This is a genomic window from Cellulosilyticum sp. ST5, assembly GCF_046529625.1.
Classification (GTDB): domain Bacteria; phylum Bacillota; class Clostridia; order Lachnospirales; family Cellulosilyticaceae; genus Cellulosilyticum; species Cellulosilyticum lentocellum.
Genome location: NZ_CP132338.1, coordinates 4,819,517 through 4,840,706, shown reverse-complemented (window position 1 = coordinate 4,840,706; position 21,190 = coordinate 4,819,517). Strand labels below are relative to the sequence as shown.

Genomic DNA, 21,190 nt, shown 5'->3' with positions numbered 1-21,190 from the left:
AAACAAATATTCAATATTATATTTTATTTTTATAATTTTCACCTACTCAACACAAAACCATTATAAAATAAACTATAATTTGACTATATGTCTATATTTAAGGAGGATGAATACTTTGATTGAAGTAACTAACTTAGTCAAAAAATATGGTAAACATACTGCCGTCAATAATATTAGTTTCACTGTCAAAGAAGGAGAAATACTTGGTTTTCTAGGTCCTAATGGTGCTGGAAAATCTACAACAATGAATATGCTTACAGGGTATCTTTCTTCTACTAGCGGAACCATTAAAATTAGTGGTATTGATATTTTAGAAAATCCTATTGAAGCTAAAAAGCATATTGGATACCTACCTGAACTTCCCCCACTTTATGTTGATATGACCGTTAATGACTATCTTGTATTCGTTGCCAAGCTCAAAAAATTACCTTCAAAAGACTTAAAAACACATATCAACGAAGTATTAGAGCGTACTGAACTCACCCATGTTCAAGGACGTCTTATAAGAAATCTTTCTAAAGGTTATAAACAACGTGTAGGATTAGCTAGTGCTTTAATCGGCTCACCTGATGTACTTATTTTAGATGAACCTACTGTTGGCCTTGATCCAAAGCAAATTATTGAAATGAGAAATCTCATTAAGGAGCTTAGTGAAAAACATACTATCATTTTAAGTTCACATATCTTACCCGAAATTAGTGCTATATGTGACTCTATTATGATTATTAATAAAGGTAATATGGTGGCTTTAGATACCCCTGAAAACTTAAAGGACTTATTTAGCCATAATCATCTAACGACCTTACGCCTTAGAAATACTGATGAAGCATTCTTAAGTGCTTTACGTGCTATTGAAGGTGTTACAGAGGTAAAAGAGTTAGATTCTGTAGAAGAAAATACTGTGGAGCTATCACTTTCTTCTAATCGTGAAAATGATATTAGAGAAAAAATATTCGAGGTATGCGTTACTCACCATAAGCCTTTACTTATGATGAAATCTGAAGATATTTCCTTAGAAGATATTTTCTTAAAAGTAACTAACCAATTAAATGAAAATAGTACTACTGAAGACGAAAATGCTCAAGATGAAACTTCTAAAGGTAGTATGGATGAAGATACAAATCCTCAAGAGATCGGCATTAAAGATATGGACTCCAAAGACGTAAATGATAGCGAAGAAAATGATACAACCCATTTAGTGAAAGAAGGTGCTATTGATGAAGACCATACTAGATAAAGAATTTAAAGCCTACTTTACTTCTCCAATAGGTTATGTTTTTATGGCCTTTTTCTTGTTAATTTTTGGTTTTTATTTTACTGCAATCAATATCTATAACTCCTATGGTGATTATACAAATGTACTTGCTGCTTTATCTAGCTTATTACTTTTCGCCATACCTCTTGTAACGATGCGTCTTTTATCAGAGGAAAAGAAAAATCGTACAGACCAATTACTACTAACAAGTCCAATTCATGTGAAAGATATTGTACTTGGTAAATATTTTGCTGCTGTATCTTTATTTGCCATTACTTTAATCATTACAATGGTACAACCAGCTATATTAATGTTCTTTGGAAATATCCCAGTAGGTAAAATATTGACCTGCTATTTAGGTTACTTTTTATTAGGTGCTACTTTAATTGCTATCAGCTTGTTTATTTCTGCACTTACTGAAAATCAAATCATTTCAGCTATTGCTTCTATTGGACTCTTTTTATTTTTAATGCTTATTGATGGCCTAGCTGTACTTATTCCAAAGCAAAGAATTTCTTCTCTTGTTTTTCTAATCATCATCGTTGTGCTGATTACTTTATTCATTTACTTTTCTATTAAAGATTTTTATATTAGTGGTATCATCGGCCTCTTAGGTATATGCGGCGTTGTTGTGACTTATAACTTAAACGGAAGTCTCTTTGATGGGTTATGTACCAAAATCCTTCAATGGTTTTCTCTCTTCTCTCGTTTTGAAAACTTTACATACGGTTTATTAGACATTGGTGCTATAGTCTATTACTTATCTTTTATCTTTATCTTCTTATTCTTAACCAATCAGACTATAGAAAAGCGCCGTTGGAGCTAGGAGGACAATAAAATGAAGAAAACAAAAAGTAACTATTTACGCTATGGTGGCTATGCTACTTTACTTACCTTAATGGTTATTGCTATTACCATTGTACTTAATGTCATTGTAACTGACCTTAATTTCAAAATAGATACAACAGCAGAAAAGCTCTACTCCTTATCTGCTAATACAGAAAAAGTAACTAAAGCATTAAAAACACCTGTTAATATTTATGTTTTAGAAGAAACAGGCAAGGAAACCGCTGGTCTTAAAGAAATTTTAAATAAATATGATAAGTTAAATAACAATCTTACTGTTACTTATAAGGACCCTATTCTTTATCCAACCTTTGCTAATGCTTATAAAAAAACTAGCAGTAGTACTGTTGCTGCCGGTTCTGTCATTATAGAAAATGGAGATACTGGTAAGTATAAGGTGCTATCTCAAACTGACTTATATGGCACAACAGCTACTGATACTAACGGCGTTACTTTAAGTAGTATTACTATCGAAAATGCTATTACGAATGCTTTAGGTTATGTTTCTACAGATGTTGATGGTACGATTTATTATACAAGTGGGCATAATGAACTCGCTATTCCTACCGCACTTAAAGATGCATCTGAACGTGCAAATCTTACAATGACAGAACTAGACTTACTAACTGCTGAAATGCCTTCACCAGATAATAGCATTGTCCTTGTCTTTTCACCTCACACAGATTTTACACAAGAAGAAATCAAAAAACTCACTGATTTCTTGGATCAAGGTGGGAAAGCAATGCTTTTTATGGATGCTAATATGCCTGAGCTAACAAACTATAACGAACTCCTTAGCTATTATGGCATTGCCCATGAGCAAGGTGTTGTCATTGAAACTGACAGCAATTATTCCTTAACCTCTTATCCAACTTATCTGTTACCTGCTATGGTTTCACATGACATCACAAATTCATTAACACAAAGTAAATTACCTGTCGTTGTACCATTTACTTCAGGTATTAAGAATTTAAACAATGCACGAAACGGTGTTACCTTAACGCCTCTTCTTTCTAGCTCAGATCAATCTTACTTAAAGAAAAATATCAATCCTAGTACTTATGAATTTGAAGACGGAGATATCAATGGTCCTGTTATCTTAGCTTGTGCTGTTGAAGAAAATAATACTTTAGATGCCCAGAATCCAATTAATACAAGATTATTCGTTATGGCAGATTCATTCTTCTTAGATGATCAAATGGTATCTTTAGATTCTACTGGTAATAAAGAATTTCTTACTAATGCTTTTGGCTGGTTATTCTCTATTGATAACAGCTATGCTATTGAAGCCAAAACACTTGAAAATTATAATCTCCGCTCAATAAGTAGTTCTCAGCTTATTATCTTTGGCGGTTTAACCATGGTTGTTATTCCATTAGTTATTCTTATTTTGGGTATCACAGTCTGGGTTAAAAGGAGACATTTATAATGAAAAAAATACGCACACTTGTACTTACACTTGTTATCTTTCTACTTCTTATAGCTGCCCTCTTTTTTGTTAAATCAAAAAAACAAGAGCCTGCTTCTACAAGTGAACCTACTAGTACGGCTGCAGCTACCATTAAGGTGATTGACTTAAAGATGGATGATATAAAAGAAATTACCGTTGCTGATGCCACCCAAAGCTTAACTTATATTCCTGAAGGAGGAGCGTGGCATTTACAAGGGCATGAAGAAGTGCCTATTAATGAAGAAAATCTCAACTATAAATGTGAGCGTATCCTTCAAGTGGAAGCTTCTCGCTCTGTAGATCAGTCCAACTTACAAGACTTTGGTTTAGAGAAACCGGTTCAAACCGTTACTTATACTTTAAAAGATGGTAATATACTAGAACTTTTAATAGGGACAAGGACCCAAGATACCACTAATGCCTATGTTAAATTAAACACTCAAGATAGTCCTATCTATCTTGTCTCTTCACTTATCATTAACTCTTTTGTAAGTAATATTAATGACCTTAGAGATACTAAATTAGAAGAATATGATACAGCTCAAGTTACAGGCCTAACTGTCAAAGGTCGTGATATTGATGAAATGCAAATTTCATTAGCCACGGAGCAAAATAGCTTGATGACAAACTATGTATTAACAACCCCATCACTTAATCAAGTGGCTGTAGATGGGAGTGTCTTCAAAGAATCAGTACAGAAGCTTCCCGTTCTTGAAGCACAAGACTTTATAGCTGATGGTGTAACTGACCTAAGCCCCTATGGCCTTGATGACCCACAGCTGCATCTCATAATTAATGTCACTGAAACAGACAACACAACAAAAGAATCTTCTACACGCACCTTAGATTACATTTGGGGTAATGAATTAGATGATGGAAAAATTGCATTTATGAAAACAGGGGACAAAAGTGTTTATGCTATGGATAGCAGTTTCTTATCACCGCTTTTAGAAAGCCTTGATCCTTTTAAACTTTCTTATAAATGGATTGCTTTAGTAGGAATTGATACAGTTAAAGCTGTAGACCTTCATTTACCTGATGGCGATTATCACTTCACACTGGACCAAGATAACGCTGCTTATACCTTAAATGATAAAGCCATTGAAGAAAGTAAGTTTAAAGATTTATATACAGCACTTATTGATATTAAAGCTGATACCCTGGTTACAGACACTTCCATTCCTGCTAATGATCAGCCGGCCATTTACTTTACTTATACTTTTAAGGATGGTAGTACAAAATCCGTAAACTTCTACTCATACACTAATCACTCCTTATTAAGTACACTTAATGATACAATGACAGTAAGTTGCTCGTTAAAACAATTTACTCACCTAGAACAGCTTATTACAGAAGCTTTATCCACTTTAAAATAAGTACTAAAATAGTTTCTAGGTAGATATGTCCCCACAAATAAAAGAGGTTACCCCGAAACTCCTATAAAATACAAGATATAGTATATAGCAAATCAATTGCTAGAATCTATCTTGTATTGAAGAGTCATTTCGAGGTAACCTCTTTAATACTTTTAAGATAAGGCTACTTGTGTATTGGCTACTGCAATTTCACCTTTGGGTAGCCCTCTACTCGCCACATTTTTCCTCTATAAAGGTAGCTAACTTCTTAGCTTCTTCTTCAATAACTGCTTTATCTTTACCTTCAATCATAACACGTACAAGTGGCTCTGTACCTGAAGGTCTAATAAGTACACGCCCTTCCCCTTTGAACTTTTCTTCAAGGGCTTCAATAGCTGCTTGAATTTCCGGTTCATCAAGGTATGCATATTTATTTTCATTTTTCACATGAGCATTGACTAATACTTGAGGGAAGATTTGCATACATTCTTTGAGTTCTGATAAAGGTTTACCTGTTTTCTTCATCACATAAAGAAGTTGGATAGCTGTAATTAGCCCATCTCCTGTTGTATTATGATCAAGGAAAATCACATGTCCTGATTGTTCTCCTCCTAGGTTATAGCCATGCTTAAGCATTTTTTCAAGTACATAGCGGTCACCTACTCTAGTTTGGATAAGATTAATATCTTTTTCTTTACTCATAATAGTAAAACCAAGATTACTCATTACTGTAGCTACAATTGTATCACGTTTTAATGTGCCACAAGCTTTCATATCTAAACCAACAATGCTGAGGATTTGGTCACCATCAATCATGATACCTTTTTCATCTACTGCTAAACAACGGTCTGCATCACCATCAAAAGCAATACCTGCTTGCATACCTCTACCAACTACCTGACTTTGAAGATCTCCCATATGTGTTGAACCACAAAGCTTATTGATATTAATACCATTTGGTTTGTGATGAATAATCTCAATATCTGCACCTAATCTTTCAAGTGCAATAGGTGCTACCTCTGATGCTGCACCATTAGCACAGTCCACAAGTACCTTTAAGCCCTTTAAATCTCCTGGAATGGTGTTACATACAAAGTCAATATATTTTTCAATAACAGAATGATCCATATCCCAAGTTCCTACATTTTCTCCTGTAGGCATTGGTATATTATCACTTCTTGTTAAGATTAAGTTTTCAATTTCATCTTCTAGTTCGTCACGTAATTTATAGCCTTCACTATTGAAGAACTTAATACCATTAAACTCTAATGGGTTATGAGATGCTGAAATCATAACACCTGCATCTGCACCTAATTCTCTTACAAGATAAGCTACTGCAGGAGTTGGTACAACACCGATAGAAATAGCTTTTGCTCCAACTGAGCAAATACCTCCAACTAAAGCTGCCTCTAACATTGTGCCTGAAATACGTGTATCTCTTGCAACAATAATCTTTGGTTGTCTTTTAGTTTCTTTTGTCAAAACATAAGCTCCAGCTTGACCTAATTGATAAGCTAATTTTCCTGTAAGCTCAGTATTAGCTACTCCTCTAACACCATCTGTTCCAAATAATTTTCCCATGAAATGTGCCTCACTTTCCTTGAGGGATATTTTTTTACTACCTATCCATTATAAACTTTGTTTTCTTTTCTTACAACAGTTTCATACTGTGCAAGCCCATAACTTATAGGATTCTACCACGCTTTTATACAATATTCCTTCTTATCTTATTATTTTATCCATTTATCTTTACCTTTATTTTAGATAAAATAAAGATATACATATCTAAAAAGAAAGGGCATAAAGCTTATAAAAACTATACACGCTTCATTTTTTCCTATTTTATAAGTTCTATGTAAGGGATTTACTATGTTATTCGGTGCATTAGAAGCAGGTGGTACCAAAATGGTGTGTGCCATTGGAAACGAAAACGGTGAAATTTTTGAACAGATTTCTATTCCTACAGATACTCCTGAAATTACTTTAACTAAGATTGCTGCTTATTTTAAAAAGCATCCTATTGAAGCCTTAGGTATAGGTTCTTTCGGTCCTATTGATTTAAATAAGACTTCTCCTACCTATGGTTTTATCACTACTACCCCAAAATTAGCATGGGCAAATTGCAATTTAGTGGGGTATTTTAAAAAAGAATTATGTTGCCCTATTGGCTTTGATACTGATGTTAATGCTTCCGCTTTAGGAGAAGTAACCTGGGGCTCTGCCAAAGGTTTAAATTCTAGCATTTATATCACAGTTGGAACAGGGATTGGTGTAGGTGTTTATCAAAACGGCTCGCTTGCTCATGGTATGCTGCACCCTGAAGCTGGCCATATTCTGTTGGCAAAACATCCAGAGGATTCTTATAAGGGCAAATGCCCTTATCATGGTACTTGTCTAGAAGGTTTAGCATCTGGCCCTGCTATTGAAGAACGTTGGGGGCAAAAAGCCATTAACTTAGTAAGCGAAATGAAAGTATGGCAGTTAGAAGCTTATTATTTAGCACAAGCTATCGTTAACTATATCCTTATCTTATCTCCAAAGCGTATTATATTAGGCGGTGGTGTTATGCACCAAACACAACTTTTTCCTCTCATTAGAAAGCAAGTAAAGGAGCTACTTGGTGGATACATCCAAACTAAAGAACTCGATGATTTAGATATCTATATCGTACCTGCTGGTTTAAATGATAATCAAGGCATTATGGGTTGTTTAGAATTAGCTCGACTCTCTATTTAATAAAATTAAGTAAAGCATAAAATTAGCCGGAGGTTCTCCAATAGAATCTCCGGCTTTATCTAATCTATTCTTTTACTTTAATGTATAAATCCCATGGCGTACCATTCACTGTTGTGTTAGGAGGTGTGTTTTGATTCCACCATTTACACTTCCAATAGTCATTAGCATAATATACAATCTCGCCACCAGTATAGATAGTACTTGCATTCCAGTCTGGATATACTCCAGGTACGGGCGTTTCAATACTAACTGGCTTATCATTAGGTCCTGGTGTATATGATTGCCATACAGGACTACTTCCAGGTTCTTGGCCTACAGTATACCACTGACACTTCCAGTAAGCTCCATTATAGTACACTACTTCTCCACCAGTATATGTAATACCTGATTTCCATGGTAAAGCATATATCTCATCTGACTCTTCTTGTTTTTGTGTTGTTACATTAAGAGCCTCACTAGCCACTGAAACATTATTGGATAAATCTACTGCCTTTACGGTAATAGAGTAAGTTGTAGCAGGTGTCAAATTAGTAATTATATATGTATTGGTATGAGATACCCCTACTAAAACATTATCTACCAAAACTTGATACTCTTTAAGTACAGTACCATCAGTAGCTTTTGACCATTCTACTTCTATAGATGTAGCTGTAACTGATTGAGCTTGTAATCCTGTAGGTGCACTTGGCACTGGGTTTTCTGCATCTAATACTGTGATAGTCACTTTGGATGAATCACCTTGACTAAATACCAGTTCTACTTCATAGTTACCACTTGCTAATGTGCTCAGATAACTTACTTTTAAAATCACCTTATTTCCTGATACTTCATATGCAGACGTACTAAGATCTTGTGAACCAGCTTTAATTGCAACTAATGTATTGCCATTAAAGCTTACTTCAATTGCACTATCTTGGATGTTTGTTGGGTCTACTGTTATTTGTTTAGTTAATACCTCACTATTTTTAATAGCAGTATCTTTTATACTAATAGAAAGTTTAGGTGCATTTCCTTCACTCATATCAAATATTAATGAAATTTCTCCAACATTTTGTTTTGCTAAATAACTAGCTTTTAAAGTAACTTGATTATTATTATATGCATAATCATTGCCCTCAACTAAGCTATTACCAGCTTGAGTGATATTTTGTATTGTTGCATTTCCAGTAGATTGAACGGTAACTATTACATCTGTTGGTACGGCTTTATCAAAGCTTACTGTACTTGGTGTAATGCTATTTACTACACTAATTGTTCCTGTATTTTTAGCTGTCATTTTAGCTGAGTGAGCTTTAAAATAATTAAGGATTGGATCTCCTGCCATTACAGTGAAATCACTTAATTTTCTTGTATTGAATTCCCAAAACAGACCACCTGCGGCTCCTTCTTCATCAATAACATCATATACTGAACGCCAGTAAGCTTCATATTTGTCATACGCTAAACTACTATGTACATTAAATTCTCCCACTACAAATGGCTTACCTACTACTTCATGAGCATCTTTAATCCATGTACGCATTAAATCAGCATTTTGTTCTGGTGTTAAACTAGCCCAATATTCATCTGGATATGGATGAGCACTACAAAAATCAATATATGGTGATTGTTGTATGTATACAAATGGGTTACCTTCATCACTGCCAAATCCATAGCGTGTTTCATGTCCTTCAATACCTACAGAGACCATATGATTTGGATCTAAAGATTTAATATATCCAGCCATTTCATCTACCCATTTACGTAAGGTTATACCTTGAGTATTTTCAGTAGTACTTACGTCTTGGTAACGTGGTTCATTCATAAGATCCCATGCAAAAATTGTGGGATCATCTTTATACTTAACTCCCGTAAAATAGTTAGTACGATTAATAAAATGTTCTGCATAATTCTTATACCATTGTTTGCACTTATCATTAGTAAAGAATTGAGCTTTATCCTTATGACTGCCATCACTTAATCCTGCCCATTGTAATTTTTGATTAATGCCACCGTAAGCTTCCCAATAGTTTTCTAAAGTAATAATTACTTTTACATCATATTTCTTTGCACAGTACATGATATAATCAAATAACATGAATTGTGGTTCTACATATTTTCCTGGTGCAGTTTCAAATCCATGCCAACTTTCATTAGAAAATCCCCATGTACGAATTACTTTAACACCATTGTCTGCCATCTCTTTAATTCTTGCTTCAATTTCTCTTGGATACATATATTTGTTACAAATATCTTCTATAGTGCTGCTACTTGAGCTATCTCCAATAGTGAACAAATCATATGCATTAGTTCCTGCAAAATAGAACGGCTCTCCATCAATATAGAACTTTTCTCCCTCTGCATAAACAAACCCTTCCGTTGGATCCTCTGTACTATTTGAATTTACTACCGTTAATTTTAATACTGGAGATACAACTGTTTCAAATACAAAAGTGATATCTATTTGTCCCACTTGAAGTGTTTGTAAAGAAGATAGATTAAATCTTACTTGATTACCATTAATAGCGTAATCTTGGCCTGAAACTAAGGTCTTACCTCCTGCTGTAATACCTTTTAAACTATTGCCATTAGTCATTAAAGTAATTAGTAGATCCTCTACTTTTGCTAAATCTACTGTAGCACTGGTTTTATCTATTGTAGGGGTTTGTGGTTCTATAACTTCTCCATCGTTAACTACTACAGCTACAGATAACATATATTCATTATCAAAATTGAAACTTAGGTTATTAATGCCTGTAGCTAAGGTATTTAGATAAGCTGGTTGCAAAATAATTTGATTATCATTAACAGTATAATCCGTACCCTTTACTAATGTCTTATCTGCATTCTTAACTTCTATAAGTTGATGGTTATTATAGCTTACATTAATTGACTTAGCCTCTGCCTTACCCTTTTCAATATTTATAGTTGTTGGATTAAGAGTAGGAGCTAAATCTTCTATACTACCATTGTTTTTAGCCTTCATACGCTGTGCGTGCTGCATAATAAGATTAGCTGTATCTTGTGTTGGATTTCCGTTCGAATCTCCACGATAATAGACGGTATATCCATCATAATCGGGATATAAACTACCATCATCCATAATACTAGCAAGCATCCAATAATTAGTTCCTGCATAAGTTATGCCAGGATAAGTAGCACCTTCTACTACTTTAAACCAATCAGAGTAAATTTGACTTCTAGTATTTCTATCTTTCCATCCAAACTCCTCTAATATGACTGGTTTATTAGCTGCCTTAGCATCTTCTCCATGCTGTTTAAACCAGAATTTAGCTTGTTCACTAGTTAGTCCCCATTGATCACAGTAAATATGTACTGTACCAAAATCTATATTAGGCAGTCTCACTAAAGAATTAAAATCTGCTCCCTCACTACCATAATAGACATATTTGTACTCACCTTGTGGAAACTCTTGATAACCAAAATTATAAAATCCTTCATCCCCTACTGCTACCATATGATTGCTATCTATGGATTTTACATAGGTACTCATTTCATTTGCCCAGTTAAGTAAAATATTCTTCTTGCAACCACTATCAGAGGTTGCTCTTGGTTCATTTGCTAATTCCCATGCAAAAATAGTTGGGTCATCCTTGTACTTTATACCACTATAAGTATTTACTCGATTAAGTAAAGTATTTACATACGCTTTATACCATTCTTTAATCTTAGCATTGGTATAAAAATCATCGTGACCATTTACATTTTCTCCTGCTAATTGAGCCCACTTCACATACTGTGCCATTCCGCCGAATGCCTCCCAGTTATTCGTAAAGGTAATAAGCAATTTTACATTTTCTTGTGATGCTTTATAGATGGCATAGTCAAGCTTTTGTAAGCCATTTTCACCTTCATTTACTACAGGCTTCTTTAAATTAGTATCAAAATATTGATAATAAATACCATCCTTACTACCAATACCATCTACATTATTAGTAAAAGTCATTTCACCTTTATCATTAAGTGTGCCTGTTGGAGTCCCTACGTCTAAATGTCCCCAAGTACGAATAACACTAAGCCCCATATCTGAAGCATCTTCAATAACATTATCAACCGCCTTATTAGGCTTAAAATTTAAATAGTAATTATTTGTACCAGCATAATAAAAAGGGGTGCCGTCTAATACAAATTGATTACCGTTAGCTTTTACAAACTGATTTCCTATACTTCTTTCCATTCCGGCTTCAGCAAATACACTTATGGGAATCGAAAAAAATATAGTAAGAATTAAGGACAATATAACCGAAATACTCTTTTTCATGATTCTCCTCCTTAATGTTTTTTAACATCCCTTTATTTCTAGCTATTTCATCATATAAGTACATCTCATGTGTTAGTTTAATATGCTATGTAGTCATACTTGTTGCAATTCTTATCCCTAAAGAACCCCCTCCTCTTGTTTATTTAATTAAAATATTAAGTTTATATCAACTTAATATTTTAATAATTTTAGCATTTTAAAGTTTAATTTTCATTTCTTTTGTTCATAATTACACATTTTATTACACATTATGTGTTTTTTATTTATGTATTACATTATAATATTAAACAGCTTTGCTAAATTATTTTCATCCTTAGGCATATACTACTTTTTCAATTAATATTTCTAACACTTAATTAATAAAAAAATATGCTAAAATTAGTTTGATTCAACCAATTTTAGCATATTCTTTCTAATCTTATTCAAATTTTAAACTATACATACATTTAAAGCTTTCTTTCCTATTAAGGTGGATAAAATCTTTCTTATTCATTAATACATTACTTGCATCCACATAATCTGTATGCCCTATCCAAGGTTCAATACATACAAATGGGGCTCCCTTTTCTGGTGACCAAATTCCCAAAAACGGAAATCCTTCAAAGTTCATTTTTACACTATGTGAATTTTTATGCGACTTTAAAGCAATCCAGTTACTTTTTAATTCTGTTAAGATAGTAACGCCATTTTTAAAATATTCCCTTGATAGAGGTATTCTTTGAGCTTCAAAATCACCCATTTCTCCACTCAAGAGGACTTCTTCTGTCACTTTTAATGATTTAGTTTTTTCAGCCATCTCAAACTCTAAGTAGTAGTCTTCCATCGTTTCATCTTCAAACAGAGGACAATTAAAAGCTGGGTGTCCCCCTATAGCAAAGCATATGGTTGTTTCATCCTTATTTTGAACTTCATAGCCAATACGAAGCTGTGTTCCTTCTAAACTATAACGAATTCTGAGGCTAAATTCAAAAGGATAACGCTCTCTTGTTTTTTCATTACTTTCTAATATGAAACTAATAGTATTTTCCATCTGTTCTTCTACTTTAAAAACTGAGTCTCTAGCAAATCCATGTTGTGAAAGCTGATATGTATGCCCTTGATGAATATAACTTCCCCCTACTACCTTTCCTACTATAGGAAACAACACAGGCGCATGGCGATTCCAATACTTAGCATCCCCATGCCAGAGATAGTCACAGCCTTCCTTTGAACATACCTTTATCATTTCTGCACCACTATCTGATAACGTAATTTCTAAGTCATTATTTTTAATTTGATAGATCATGGTTACTCTCCTTTTGTTACAGGTCAACTTTTTTTCAAACTATTAGTAACCTTATTTGTCTCATTTACTTTATTTCCCTAGAATAGAAAGCCTTAACAACATCCGCTGCTGGTTTACCGTACAAATCATACGAAGTATCTTGCTTACCTAATTCTTTCCTATAAAGCTCTGCATTCCAGCTACATAAACCAAACCCTCTTATCCATGACTGGTCATAACATTTTTCAAACATCACTTGATAATAACGTGCTTGTTCTTCTAAACTTAATTCTCCTACTAAAGTCCAGTCATTTGGAATAAGACTTGCTCCTGCGCAAGACATACATCCTGCTTGAGCGAAAAAGAATGGCTTTTCATATTTTTTCACTACTTGCTCGATTCTTTTTAATTGTTCATCCCAAATATTAATAGGATAAAATGCACTTGAAGAAATAACATCTACTGCATCCCACCACTTAACTCGTCCTTCTTGGTATTTATCTGCACAATAAGTTAATAGACCACTATAGGCCTCTCTAACCTTTCGTATGATTTCTCTCCACTCAGTTTCTCTTTTCTCTGATTGCACCAGTTCACAACCTATTATAAACATTTCACACTGAGTTTCTTCTGCAAGCTGTGCATAATTTAAAATAAATTTTGTATATCCTCTAAACCAATTACTCCATTTAGGTTCACAAGGGACATCCATATCAAAAAAATTAATGTGAGCTCGCCAAGTACCATCCATACAGTTCACCATGGGCTTTAAAATAACACGAAGCCCTAAACTTTTAGCGAAATGAATCATTTCTTTAACTTCTAGATTCTCTGGAATAGGTTTCCCTTTGTAAAGGACTTCTTCTACATGAGGTCCCTTCTGCCATGCGGTTATGGCCAAAACAACGGTATTAGCTTCTGTTTCTTCTACCATCTTTCTTAAAGAATCTTTTGCAGCTTCTGTCGCATATTTTCCCCTAGGTGTTAAATAGCCAAAAGTTACTCCCTTTATATAGTCAAGTGATTTCATCATAGATGCTCCTCTCCTTTATAACGTAGATAAAAGAATTTCACCTCGTCCTTCTACCTGATAAGAACCTGTAGCTGCAGGTATAAATATGCTATCTCCTTTACTAGCACTTAATACCTCTAATTCATTTTTAACCGTTATACTACCTTCTGTCACTAATAACGCGTGAAATGACTTAGTATCTGCTACCAAATGAATCTGACTTTTCAAATCAATACGTTGCACCTTAAAATAGTCACATTCTGCTAATACACCTATACTATATCCTTCGCATTCTTTCATAGTGTAAGCAACATAGCTTTCTTCTGCTTTAGTCAGTTTTGTCACTTGTTTTGCTTTATCAATATGTAACTCTCTAGGTTTACCATCAGCCCCTACTCTACCATAATCATATACACGATAGGTTACATTAGAACTTTGTTGAATCTCAGCAATTACAATTCCTTTACCTATAGCATGCATTGTACCTGGTGTAATGAAAAAGGTATCCCCTTTATGTACATCAACAAAATTAAGTGCTTCCGTTAACGTATTCTCTTTTATGTATTGCTCAAACAGTTCAGGTGTCAAATCTTTTTTAAAGCCATAAACTAACTTGGCGCCTTCCTCTGCTTCTAGTACATACCACATTTCTGTTTTACCTAAATCATTTTCATAACGTTTAGCATAAGCATCATCTGGATGAACTTGTACAGACAAATTATCTTTCGCATCAATAAGTTTGATTAATATAGGTATTTCATCTTCAACATTGCATTTGCTGCCTAAGACTTTCTTTCCCTGTTCCTTAATATATGTTTTTAGACTTTGCTTTTGACCGTTCACCTCTATAAGACAAGTGCCTGCTGGATGAGTTGAGAGCTCCCAACTTTCTGCCACGATATCTAAATCGCTTTGTTTTCCATAAGCTGTTTTTAATTTAGTTCCTCCCCATAAATAATCTTTATATATAGGTATAATCTTAAACATAATAGCCTCCTGTTTTGGTACTTCTACCTTTATTTTACTACAATTTGGAATAAATTACTTTATACTTTTATAAAAATAAGATAAATTTTCTCACACAAAAAGCACATTCTATATTTTGGGACTTCCTGTATAGAATGTGCTTTTTATTACTTATTTATAAACTCTAAATTTTTCTTAATTAAGGCACATCTTTGTGCTACACAATCTACTGAACGAAGAGGATCTTCAGGTGTATTAAAAGTATAGTCAATGAGCCTATCAATAGTTGTAGTCGCTACATGAAGTCTAGTATCTGCCGTAGCATAATAAATATAAACATCTCCGTTATCTCTTGCAATAGCGCCGTTAGTGAATGCCACATTTCCTACGTCACCTATAATCTCTAACTCATAAGGTGCAATAAAGAAACCTGATGGTTCAGCTATTACTTTTGTTGGATCTTCTAGCGCTGTTGCAAATATATAAATGACATATCTTAATCCCCAAGCTGTATTACGCACACCATGTGCTATATGAATCCAGCCTCTCTCTGTTTTTATTGGTACAGCACCTGCACCATTTTTTACTTCAGTAATAGTATGATATCTTCTTCTGCTAGTGATTTTTTCTTCTGCTACATAGGCATTAGTGATATCTTCACAAAGTCCAAAGCCAATACCTCCACCACTGCCAGTATCAATAAAGCTATCTTGTGGTCTTGTATAGAAAGCATATTTACCATCAACAAACTCTGGATGAAGTACTACATTTCTTTGCTGTGCTGATGATGTTCTAAGATTAGGAAGTCGCTCCCAAGTCTTAAGATCTTTCGTACGTACAATACCAGCTTGTGCCACTGCTGCAGATAAATCTGGATTTTCTTTATCTTTACTTTCAGAGCAGAATACGCCATAAATATAGCCATCCTCGTGTTTAGTAAGACGCATATCATAAACGTTAGTTTCATCTTTTTCAGTGTCTGGAAGTAAAATCGGATAATCCCAAAATCTAAAGTTGTCAATACCATTAGGACTTTCTGCTACTGCAAAGAATGATTTTCTATCATTTCCCTCTACTCTGGCAACAACATAAAATTTACCATCTAATTCAATAGCACCTGCATTAAATACAGCATTAATCCCTAAACGTTCCATAAAGTATGGATTAGTTTCTGGATTTAAGTCATAACGCCATAAAAGAGGTGCATGACTTCTAGTAAGTACTGGGTTTTCATAACGTGTGTAAATGCCATTGTATTCATCGATTGGCCTATTTGGCTTTGTTACTAAAGCCTCATACTTTGCTAATTCTCTAATGTAATTTTCTTTAAACATTAATATCCCTCCTGATGACCTCTAAACACATCCTACCGTTGTGATATGGACACTTCCAAGGTTCAACAATTGGATACGACTTATTAGGTCTACCATTTTCATCTACTTGCCAATACCATTCAGAGTGTGCTCTGCTATCAATAAAGTATGTTTTAATATACTGCCATATTTCTTTTGCTACCTCTAGAAAAGCGACATCTTGAGTCTTTTCATAAGCATTTATAAATCCTACAACACTTTCTGCTTGTACCCACCAGATTCTTGTTTTATCAATGTCATTATTAAATCTTTCATTATTTAGGGCACCCTTTTCAAATGCTACTTCTTTTACCTTGTAAGCAATTGGAACAGTATAAGCTTTGGTCCTATCTATGATATCCTGATTTCCTAGCACTAGAGCTGCTCTATCTAATAACCACGCTGCTTCGATATCATGCCCGTATGAATGCATATCTGCTATAGAACGAAGCTGTGTATCAAAAAATACTTCAAGCTGTCTTTTTTCTTTATTATAAACTTTTAGTTCTGTCATCTCTAATAGCTTTTCTAGACATCTTCCTACCTCAACATCTTTTCCTACACGATAAAGTTCAGTGTAAGCTTCTAGCACATGCAAAATCGTATTCATTGTTTTTTCTGCTACCTTACCTTCACCCTCCATGTGCTTATTATCTGATAATTTATGATTGTCTATAGGCTCCCAAGTTCTATCAAAAGCTTCTAAATATCCATACTCATCTTTACAAGTAGATTCTATTTTATGAAATAATCCCATGGCTAAATCAAGTGCTTCGCTATTACCACTGGCTACATAATAAGATGATAAAGCATAAATAGCAAAAGCTTGATTATAAGTATGCTTCATATCTTCTACTGGATTGCCTTTATAATCTAGCATCCAGTAAACACCACCATATTTATAATCTATACAGTGGGCTTTCATAAATTCAAAAGCATGTGTCGCTTCTTCTAATAGGCTCTCATCTTTTAAAGTTAGATAAGCATTAGAGAAAAACCACATAATTCTACTATTTAAAATACATCCTTTTATTGCTGTTTGATCTAATTCTAAGTCATAATTCATGTAACCATAATAGCCGCCATATGTATTATCTCTTAGTTTTTTCCAGAAAGGAATAATACCATTTACTAGATGCTCTTTTACTTCTGCAACAAACACTGTATCACCTTCTCTTTTCTTATCTCATTCCAATTTCTGTATCATCATTGCTTACCGCACTGTGTTCTTTAATATAAGCAACGATCTCATCAGCTGTTGTAAAGGCTAAGCCTACATAACTGTCTGCTGCACCATAGTAAACAGCAATTCTACCTGTAGCTGAATCACAAATAGTTGCACATGGGAATACTACATTTGGTACAAAACCTCTTTCTTCATACCATTCTTCTGGTGTTAATAAGAAGTTTTCACATCTATATTTCACAATAGAAGGATTATCAATATCTAAGATGGCCCCACCAATGCTATAGACATAACCATTGCAAGTACCAGATACACCATGATAGAAAAGAAGCCAGCCTTCACTTGTTTCAATAGGTGCGGCACCTCCGCCAATCTTAAGTGATTCCCACCATGACTTACCACGGCTCATTACATGTCTGTGTTTACCCCAGTATACAAGGTCCTTACTTTCACTAACAAAAATATCTCCAAATGGTGTATGTCCACTATCACTAGGTCTAGATAGCATCATAAAGCTATCATTGATTTTTCTTGGGAATAAAACAGCATTTCTGTTGAAAGGTAAAAATGGATTTTCTACTCTAACAAAGGTTTTAAAATCAGTCGTTTTTGCCATACCAATAGCTGCTCCATAGAAATCTTGACACCAAATGATATAATATGTATCTTCTACCTTTACAAGTCTTGGGTCATATGCGTAGATTGGCATAAAGGCATTGCCCTCTTCATCTACAAAGTTAATTTTATTTTCATCAAAATTCCAATGAATACCATCTTGGCTTCTACCTAAGTAAATATAGGGTATACCATTAGTTTGTTCTCCTCTAAATACTCCAATGAATTCGCCCTCATAAGGGATAACCGCACTATTAAAAATTCTAGCTACATTCTTAACAGGGTTTCTTCCGATAATTGGATTTTCATTATAACGCCAAATAGGTGCTTGAACTGGTTCCTCTTTTTTATCTTGCCACGGCATGTTACTTACTTCTGGACAAATTAATTTGATTTTGCTCATAGTCATTCTCCTTTTTAGTATCATTTATTGTTTTAAACTGGGTTTAACCTTTTCCTTTTATAGAACTGATTCTTAAACCAACATAAATAGGTTTTGACACAAAATAATCTCTATTTCCATTTATGTTTAAACTTTAATTTTAGCTAATTTTTTACTTTAATTAATTATATAATATTGGTTAATTAAAGTCATTCACTTATATTTGCATTTTCCTTAATATATTTCAAATTTTGTTTATATTACACTTAATCATAGGCGAATTATTTTTCAAATTGTTAGTTTTTTAGTTATTAGGATTTTGTCTAACTCTATACCACTATTGGTTTACTATGTATAATTTTGTTTTCCTCTTTTTATAAATTAATTTTAGTTTTTATACAAGTTAATTTTTTTATTGTACGATATTGTTTTTTATATTCGGATATTTTATAATTTAATCATTCAACTCTTGTTTTACCGAAAGGAGTTTTATGATGTCAAACACTATTAATTACGAAACAATCATACTATCAGCTCCACCTCAGTTTTATCAATCTATACCTAACTCTTTTAATGTATCTTCATTTGCTAAACAGCATCTCAATTACTTCTTATTAGCTGATACTATGCAAGCTCATTTTCCATTTCACTTAAAATTTGCACCTTTTGATGCTTATTTAGTGCTATATACTGTTGAGGGCAAAGGTAAGCTCACCTATAAAGATCAGACTTATCAACTTCAACCTCACACTGTTATGTGGATTGATTGTAATGCTCCTTTTGAGCTAGATATATTTGAATCTAGTCACTGGCAATTCAAATATATCATTTTTAAGGGTGCTAATAGTGCAGCCTACTATACACACTTTCAGCAAGATGAGTATATACTATGTCCTATTTCACCTATCTCACACTTGCCTGAAATTTTAAATCACCTAATTAACTTTAATAAGGATACACCTAAGTTAGCTGAATTTATTATTTCAAAGTTAATTACCGATTTACTTACAGAACTGATTCTGAGTAAAGAAATAGATTCAAGCCAAATAGTAGCCATGCCAAAGTATCTATCTGAACTTAAAAATTTATTTGATACTCACTATATGGACCACTTTAACTTAGATGAGCTAGCAGATACATACCATGTTAGTAAATATAAAATTATTAGGGACTTCACCACCTACCTGCATACCTCTCCCATTAATTATCTTATTCAAAAGCGTCTGCAGGTTGCAAAAGAACTTCTTAGAAATACTCAACAGCCAGTATATGAAATTGCTACTTTTGTAGGTATAGATAACCTTAACCATTTTACTAATCTCTTTAAAAAGAACACAGGGGTAACCCCTATTACCTATCGCAAAAAATATCATCCTGATAGCTTAGAATTCTTAGATGAATAAAAAAAGTTCCTGATAGCTAACATAACTATCAGGAACTTTTTTATTCATTAATTATTTTATCATCTTTACACTATCTTTAATAACCATGTGACCTGTAATAATTTGAACCCCTTTAACATAATCTTTACGATTAATTTTTCTAAGTAATGTTTTAACACAAAGCTCGGCCATTTTATCTATCTCAACTTCATAGGTAGTAAGCTGTAAATTAGACAGATTAGGATATAGATAATTATCAAAACCTACAACAGATAGATCTTCTGGTACAGATAGTCCTTTTTCATTTAGCTTAGACACTAAAAAGTTAGCTGTATAATCACTATTACATGCAAAAGCTGTTGGTAAATCGTCAGGGATATTCACTGCTAAGTCTTGATTAGCTCCACACTCTCTGTCTTTAACAAGCCAATGAGGCTCCATAGTAATACCATTCTCCATAAGTGCCTTCTGATATCCAAAAAAGCGGTCTGTGATACTACTTGTAGATAAAGGTGTTCCTACAAAATAAATTTTCTTATGTCCCATCTTTACGAGATAATCAGTAAGCATATACATACCATAATAGCCATCAGTAATAATTGTATCATATTCCATATGTGTATCATAAAAATCCAGAAAAATAGTAGGTACACTACCATTATTCCAAATACATTGAGAATACTCATTACGTACCTGACCAATCACTATTATGCCATCCACTTTAGCGTCTTGTATCATCTTAGGTAGAACAAGGCTTTCCTCATCTTCTATGTTTAAAAGCTCTAAAATAGCATAATAACCTTTTGCTTGTAATTTGGTGACTACATTTTGATAAATTGCCCAGTAGAAGGAGGTATTACCATCAACAAAACGGCAAGGAATTAATACGCCTATATTACCTGTTCCTTTTTTTTCTTTTGCTTTTTGAGTAGATACTGATTTATATCCCATTTCTTCAGCTATTTCTTTAATACGTTGTCTTAATTCTTCACTGACACCACTTTTACCTGCCAAAGCCTTAGATACAGTTACATTACTTACACCTATGCGCCTAGCAATATCTTCTAGCTTTACTGCTTTTGCCATATCGATTTCCGCCTTTCCGTCCCTCTTACATCCTATATTTTA

At 33.7% G+C, this 21,190-nt stretch carries 15 protein-coding genes; 6 read left to right on the top strand and 9 right to left on the bottom strand.

All coding sequences use genetic code 11. The features are described 5' to 3' along the window. The first annotated feature begins 106 nt into the window (after positions 1 to 106). The 4 genes from QTL86_RS22990 to QTL86_RS22975 are packed head-to-tail and all read left to right on the top strand — an operon-like array spanning position 107 to position 4,927. Positions 107 to 1,237, top strand: coding sequence for an ABC transporter ATP-binding protein (locus tag QTL86_RS22990; protein WP_410496131.1), 1,131 nt, complete (start codon positions 107 to 109; stop codon positions 1,235 to 1,237). Then, the gene (locus tag QTL86_RS22985) at positions 1,218 to 2,081 is read left to right on the top strand and encodes an ABC transporter permease (protein ID WP_127067646.1); all 864 of its coding nucleotides are present in this window, start codon (positions 1,218 to 1,220) and stop codon (positions 2,079 to 2,081) included. The genes QTL86_RS22990 and QTL86_RS22985 overlap by 20 nt, the downstream gene beginning before the upstream one ends. A gap of 12 nt (positions 2,082 to 2,093) precedes the next feature. Beyond that, on the top strand, positions 2,094 to 3,530 hold the full coding sequence (locus QTL86_RS22980; RefSeq protein ID WP_127067647.1) for a GldG family protein: 1,437 nt from the start codon (positions 2,094 to 2,096) through the stop codon (positions 3,528 to 3,530). After that, on the top strand, positions 3,530 to 4,927 hold the full coding sequence (locus QTL86_RS22975; protein ID WP_127067648.1) for a DUF4340 domain-containing protein: 1,398 nt from the start codon (positions 3,530 to 3,532) through the stop codon (positions 4,925 to 4,927). Before QTL86_RS22980 ends, QTL86_RS22975 begins: the two co-directional genes overlap by 1 nt. A gap of 207 nt (positions 4,928 to 5,134) precedes the next feature. On the opposite strand, the gene glmM is transcribed toward QTL86_RS22975, so the two are convergent. Continuing rightward, a complete protein-coding gene (gene glmM, locus QTL86_RS22970) occupies positions 5,135 to 6,487 on the bottom strand; it encodes a phosphoglucosamine mutase (RefSeq protein ID WP_127067649.1) in 1,353 nt (450 codons plus the stop codon). 288 nt (positions 6,488 to 6,775) lie between these two features. Here glmM and QTL86_RS22965 point away from each other — a divergent pair, with 288 nt between their 5' ends. Further along, entirely contained in the window at positions 6,776 to 7,642 is an 867-nt protein-coding gene (locus tag QTL86_RS22965) for an ROK family protein (protein WP_410496130.1), read from the top strand. Between the two features lie 64 nt (positions 7,643 to 7,706). Here the strand turns inward: QTL86_RS22965 and QTL86_RS22960 are convergent, their stop codons facing one another. The 7 genes from QTL86_RS22960 to QTL86_RS22930 all read right to left on the bottom strand — a co-directional run bounded on the left by QTL86_RS22960 (position 7,707) and on the right by QTL86_RS22930 (position 18,701). Further along, complete coding sequence (locus QTL86_RS22960) at positions 7,707 to 11,903, bottom strand: X2-like carbohydrate binding domain-containing protein (RefSeq protein ID WP_410496129.1); 4,197 nt, start codon at positions 11,901 to 11,903, stop codon at positions 7,707 to 7,709. A gap of 418 nt (positions 11,904 to 12,321) precedes the next feature. After that, entirely contained in the window at positions 12,322 to 13,188 is an 867-nt protein-coding gene (locus QTL86_RS22955; protein ID WP_410496127.1) for an aldose 1-epimerase family protein, read from the bottom strand. Positions 13,189 to 13,252: 64 nt separating this feature from the next. Beyond that, positions 13,253 to 14,200 carry a glycoside hydrolase family 113 gene (locus QTL86_RS22950; protein ID WP_410496126.1) on the bottom strand — a complete coding sequence of 316 codons (948 nt, stop codon included), beginning with the start codon at positions 14,198 to 14,200 and terminating at the stop codon, positions 13,253 to 13,255. 15 nt (positions 14,201 to 14,215) lie between these two features. Further along, a complete protein-coding gene (locus QTL86_RS22945; RefSeq protein ID WP_410496125.1) occupies positions 14,216 to 15,166 on the bottom strand; it encodes a type I phosphomannose isomerase catalytic subunit in 951 nt (316 codons plus the stop codon). 146 nt (positions 15,167 to 15,312) lie between these two features. Further along, on the bottom strand, positions 15,313 to 16,479 hold the full coding sequence (locus QTL86_RS22940) for a glycosidase (RefSeq protein ID WP_190283410.1): 1,167 nt from the start codon (positions 16,477 to 16,479) through the stop codon (positions 15,313 to 15,315). Next, positions 16,472 to 17,659, bottom strand: a complete 1,188-nt coding sequence (locus QTL86_RS22935) for an AGE family epimerase/isomerase (protein ID WP_127067656.1) — start codon at positions 17,657 to 17,659, stop codon at positions 16,472 to 16,474. The genes QTL86_RS22940 and QTL86_RS22935 overlap by 8 nt, the downstream gene beginning before the upstream one ends. A 19-nt stretch (positions 17,660 to 17,678) precedes the next feature. Further along, the gene (locus QTL86_RS22930; RefSeq protein WP_410496124.1) at positions 17,679 to 18,701 is read right to left on the bottom strand and encodes a glycosylase; all 1,023 of its coding nucleotides are present in this window, start codon (positions 18,699 to 18,701) and stop codon (positions 17,679 to 17,681) included. A gap of 473 nt (positions 18,702 to 19,174) precedes the next feature. On the opposite strand from QTL86_RS22930, the gene QTL86_RS22925 reads away from it, so the two are divergent. Further along, positions 19,175 to 20,083, top strand: a complete 909-nt coding sequence (locus tag QTL86_RS22925; protein ID WP_190283411.1) for a helix-turn-helix transcriptional regulator — start codon at positions 19,175 to 19,177, stop codon at positions 20,081 to 20,083. A gap of 51 nt (positions 20,084 to 20,134) precedes the next feature. Here the strand turns inward: QTL86_RS22925 and QTL86_RS22920 are convergent, their stop codons facing one another. Then, positions 20,135 to 21,148, bottom strand: coding sequence for a LacI family DNA-binding transcriptional regulator (locus QTL86_RS22920; protein ID WP_013658332.1), 1,014 nt, complete (start codon positions 21,146 to 21,148; stop codon positions 20,135 to 20,137). Between the last annotated feature and the right edge of the window lie 42 nt (positions 21,149 to 21,190).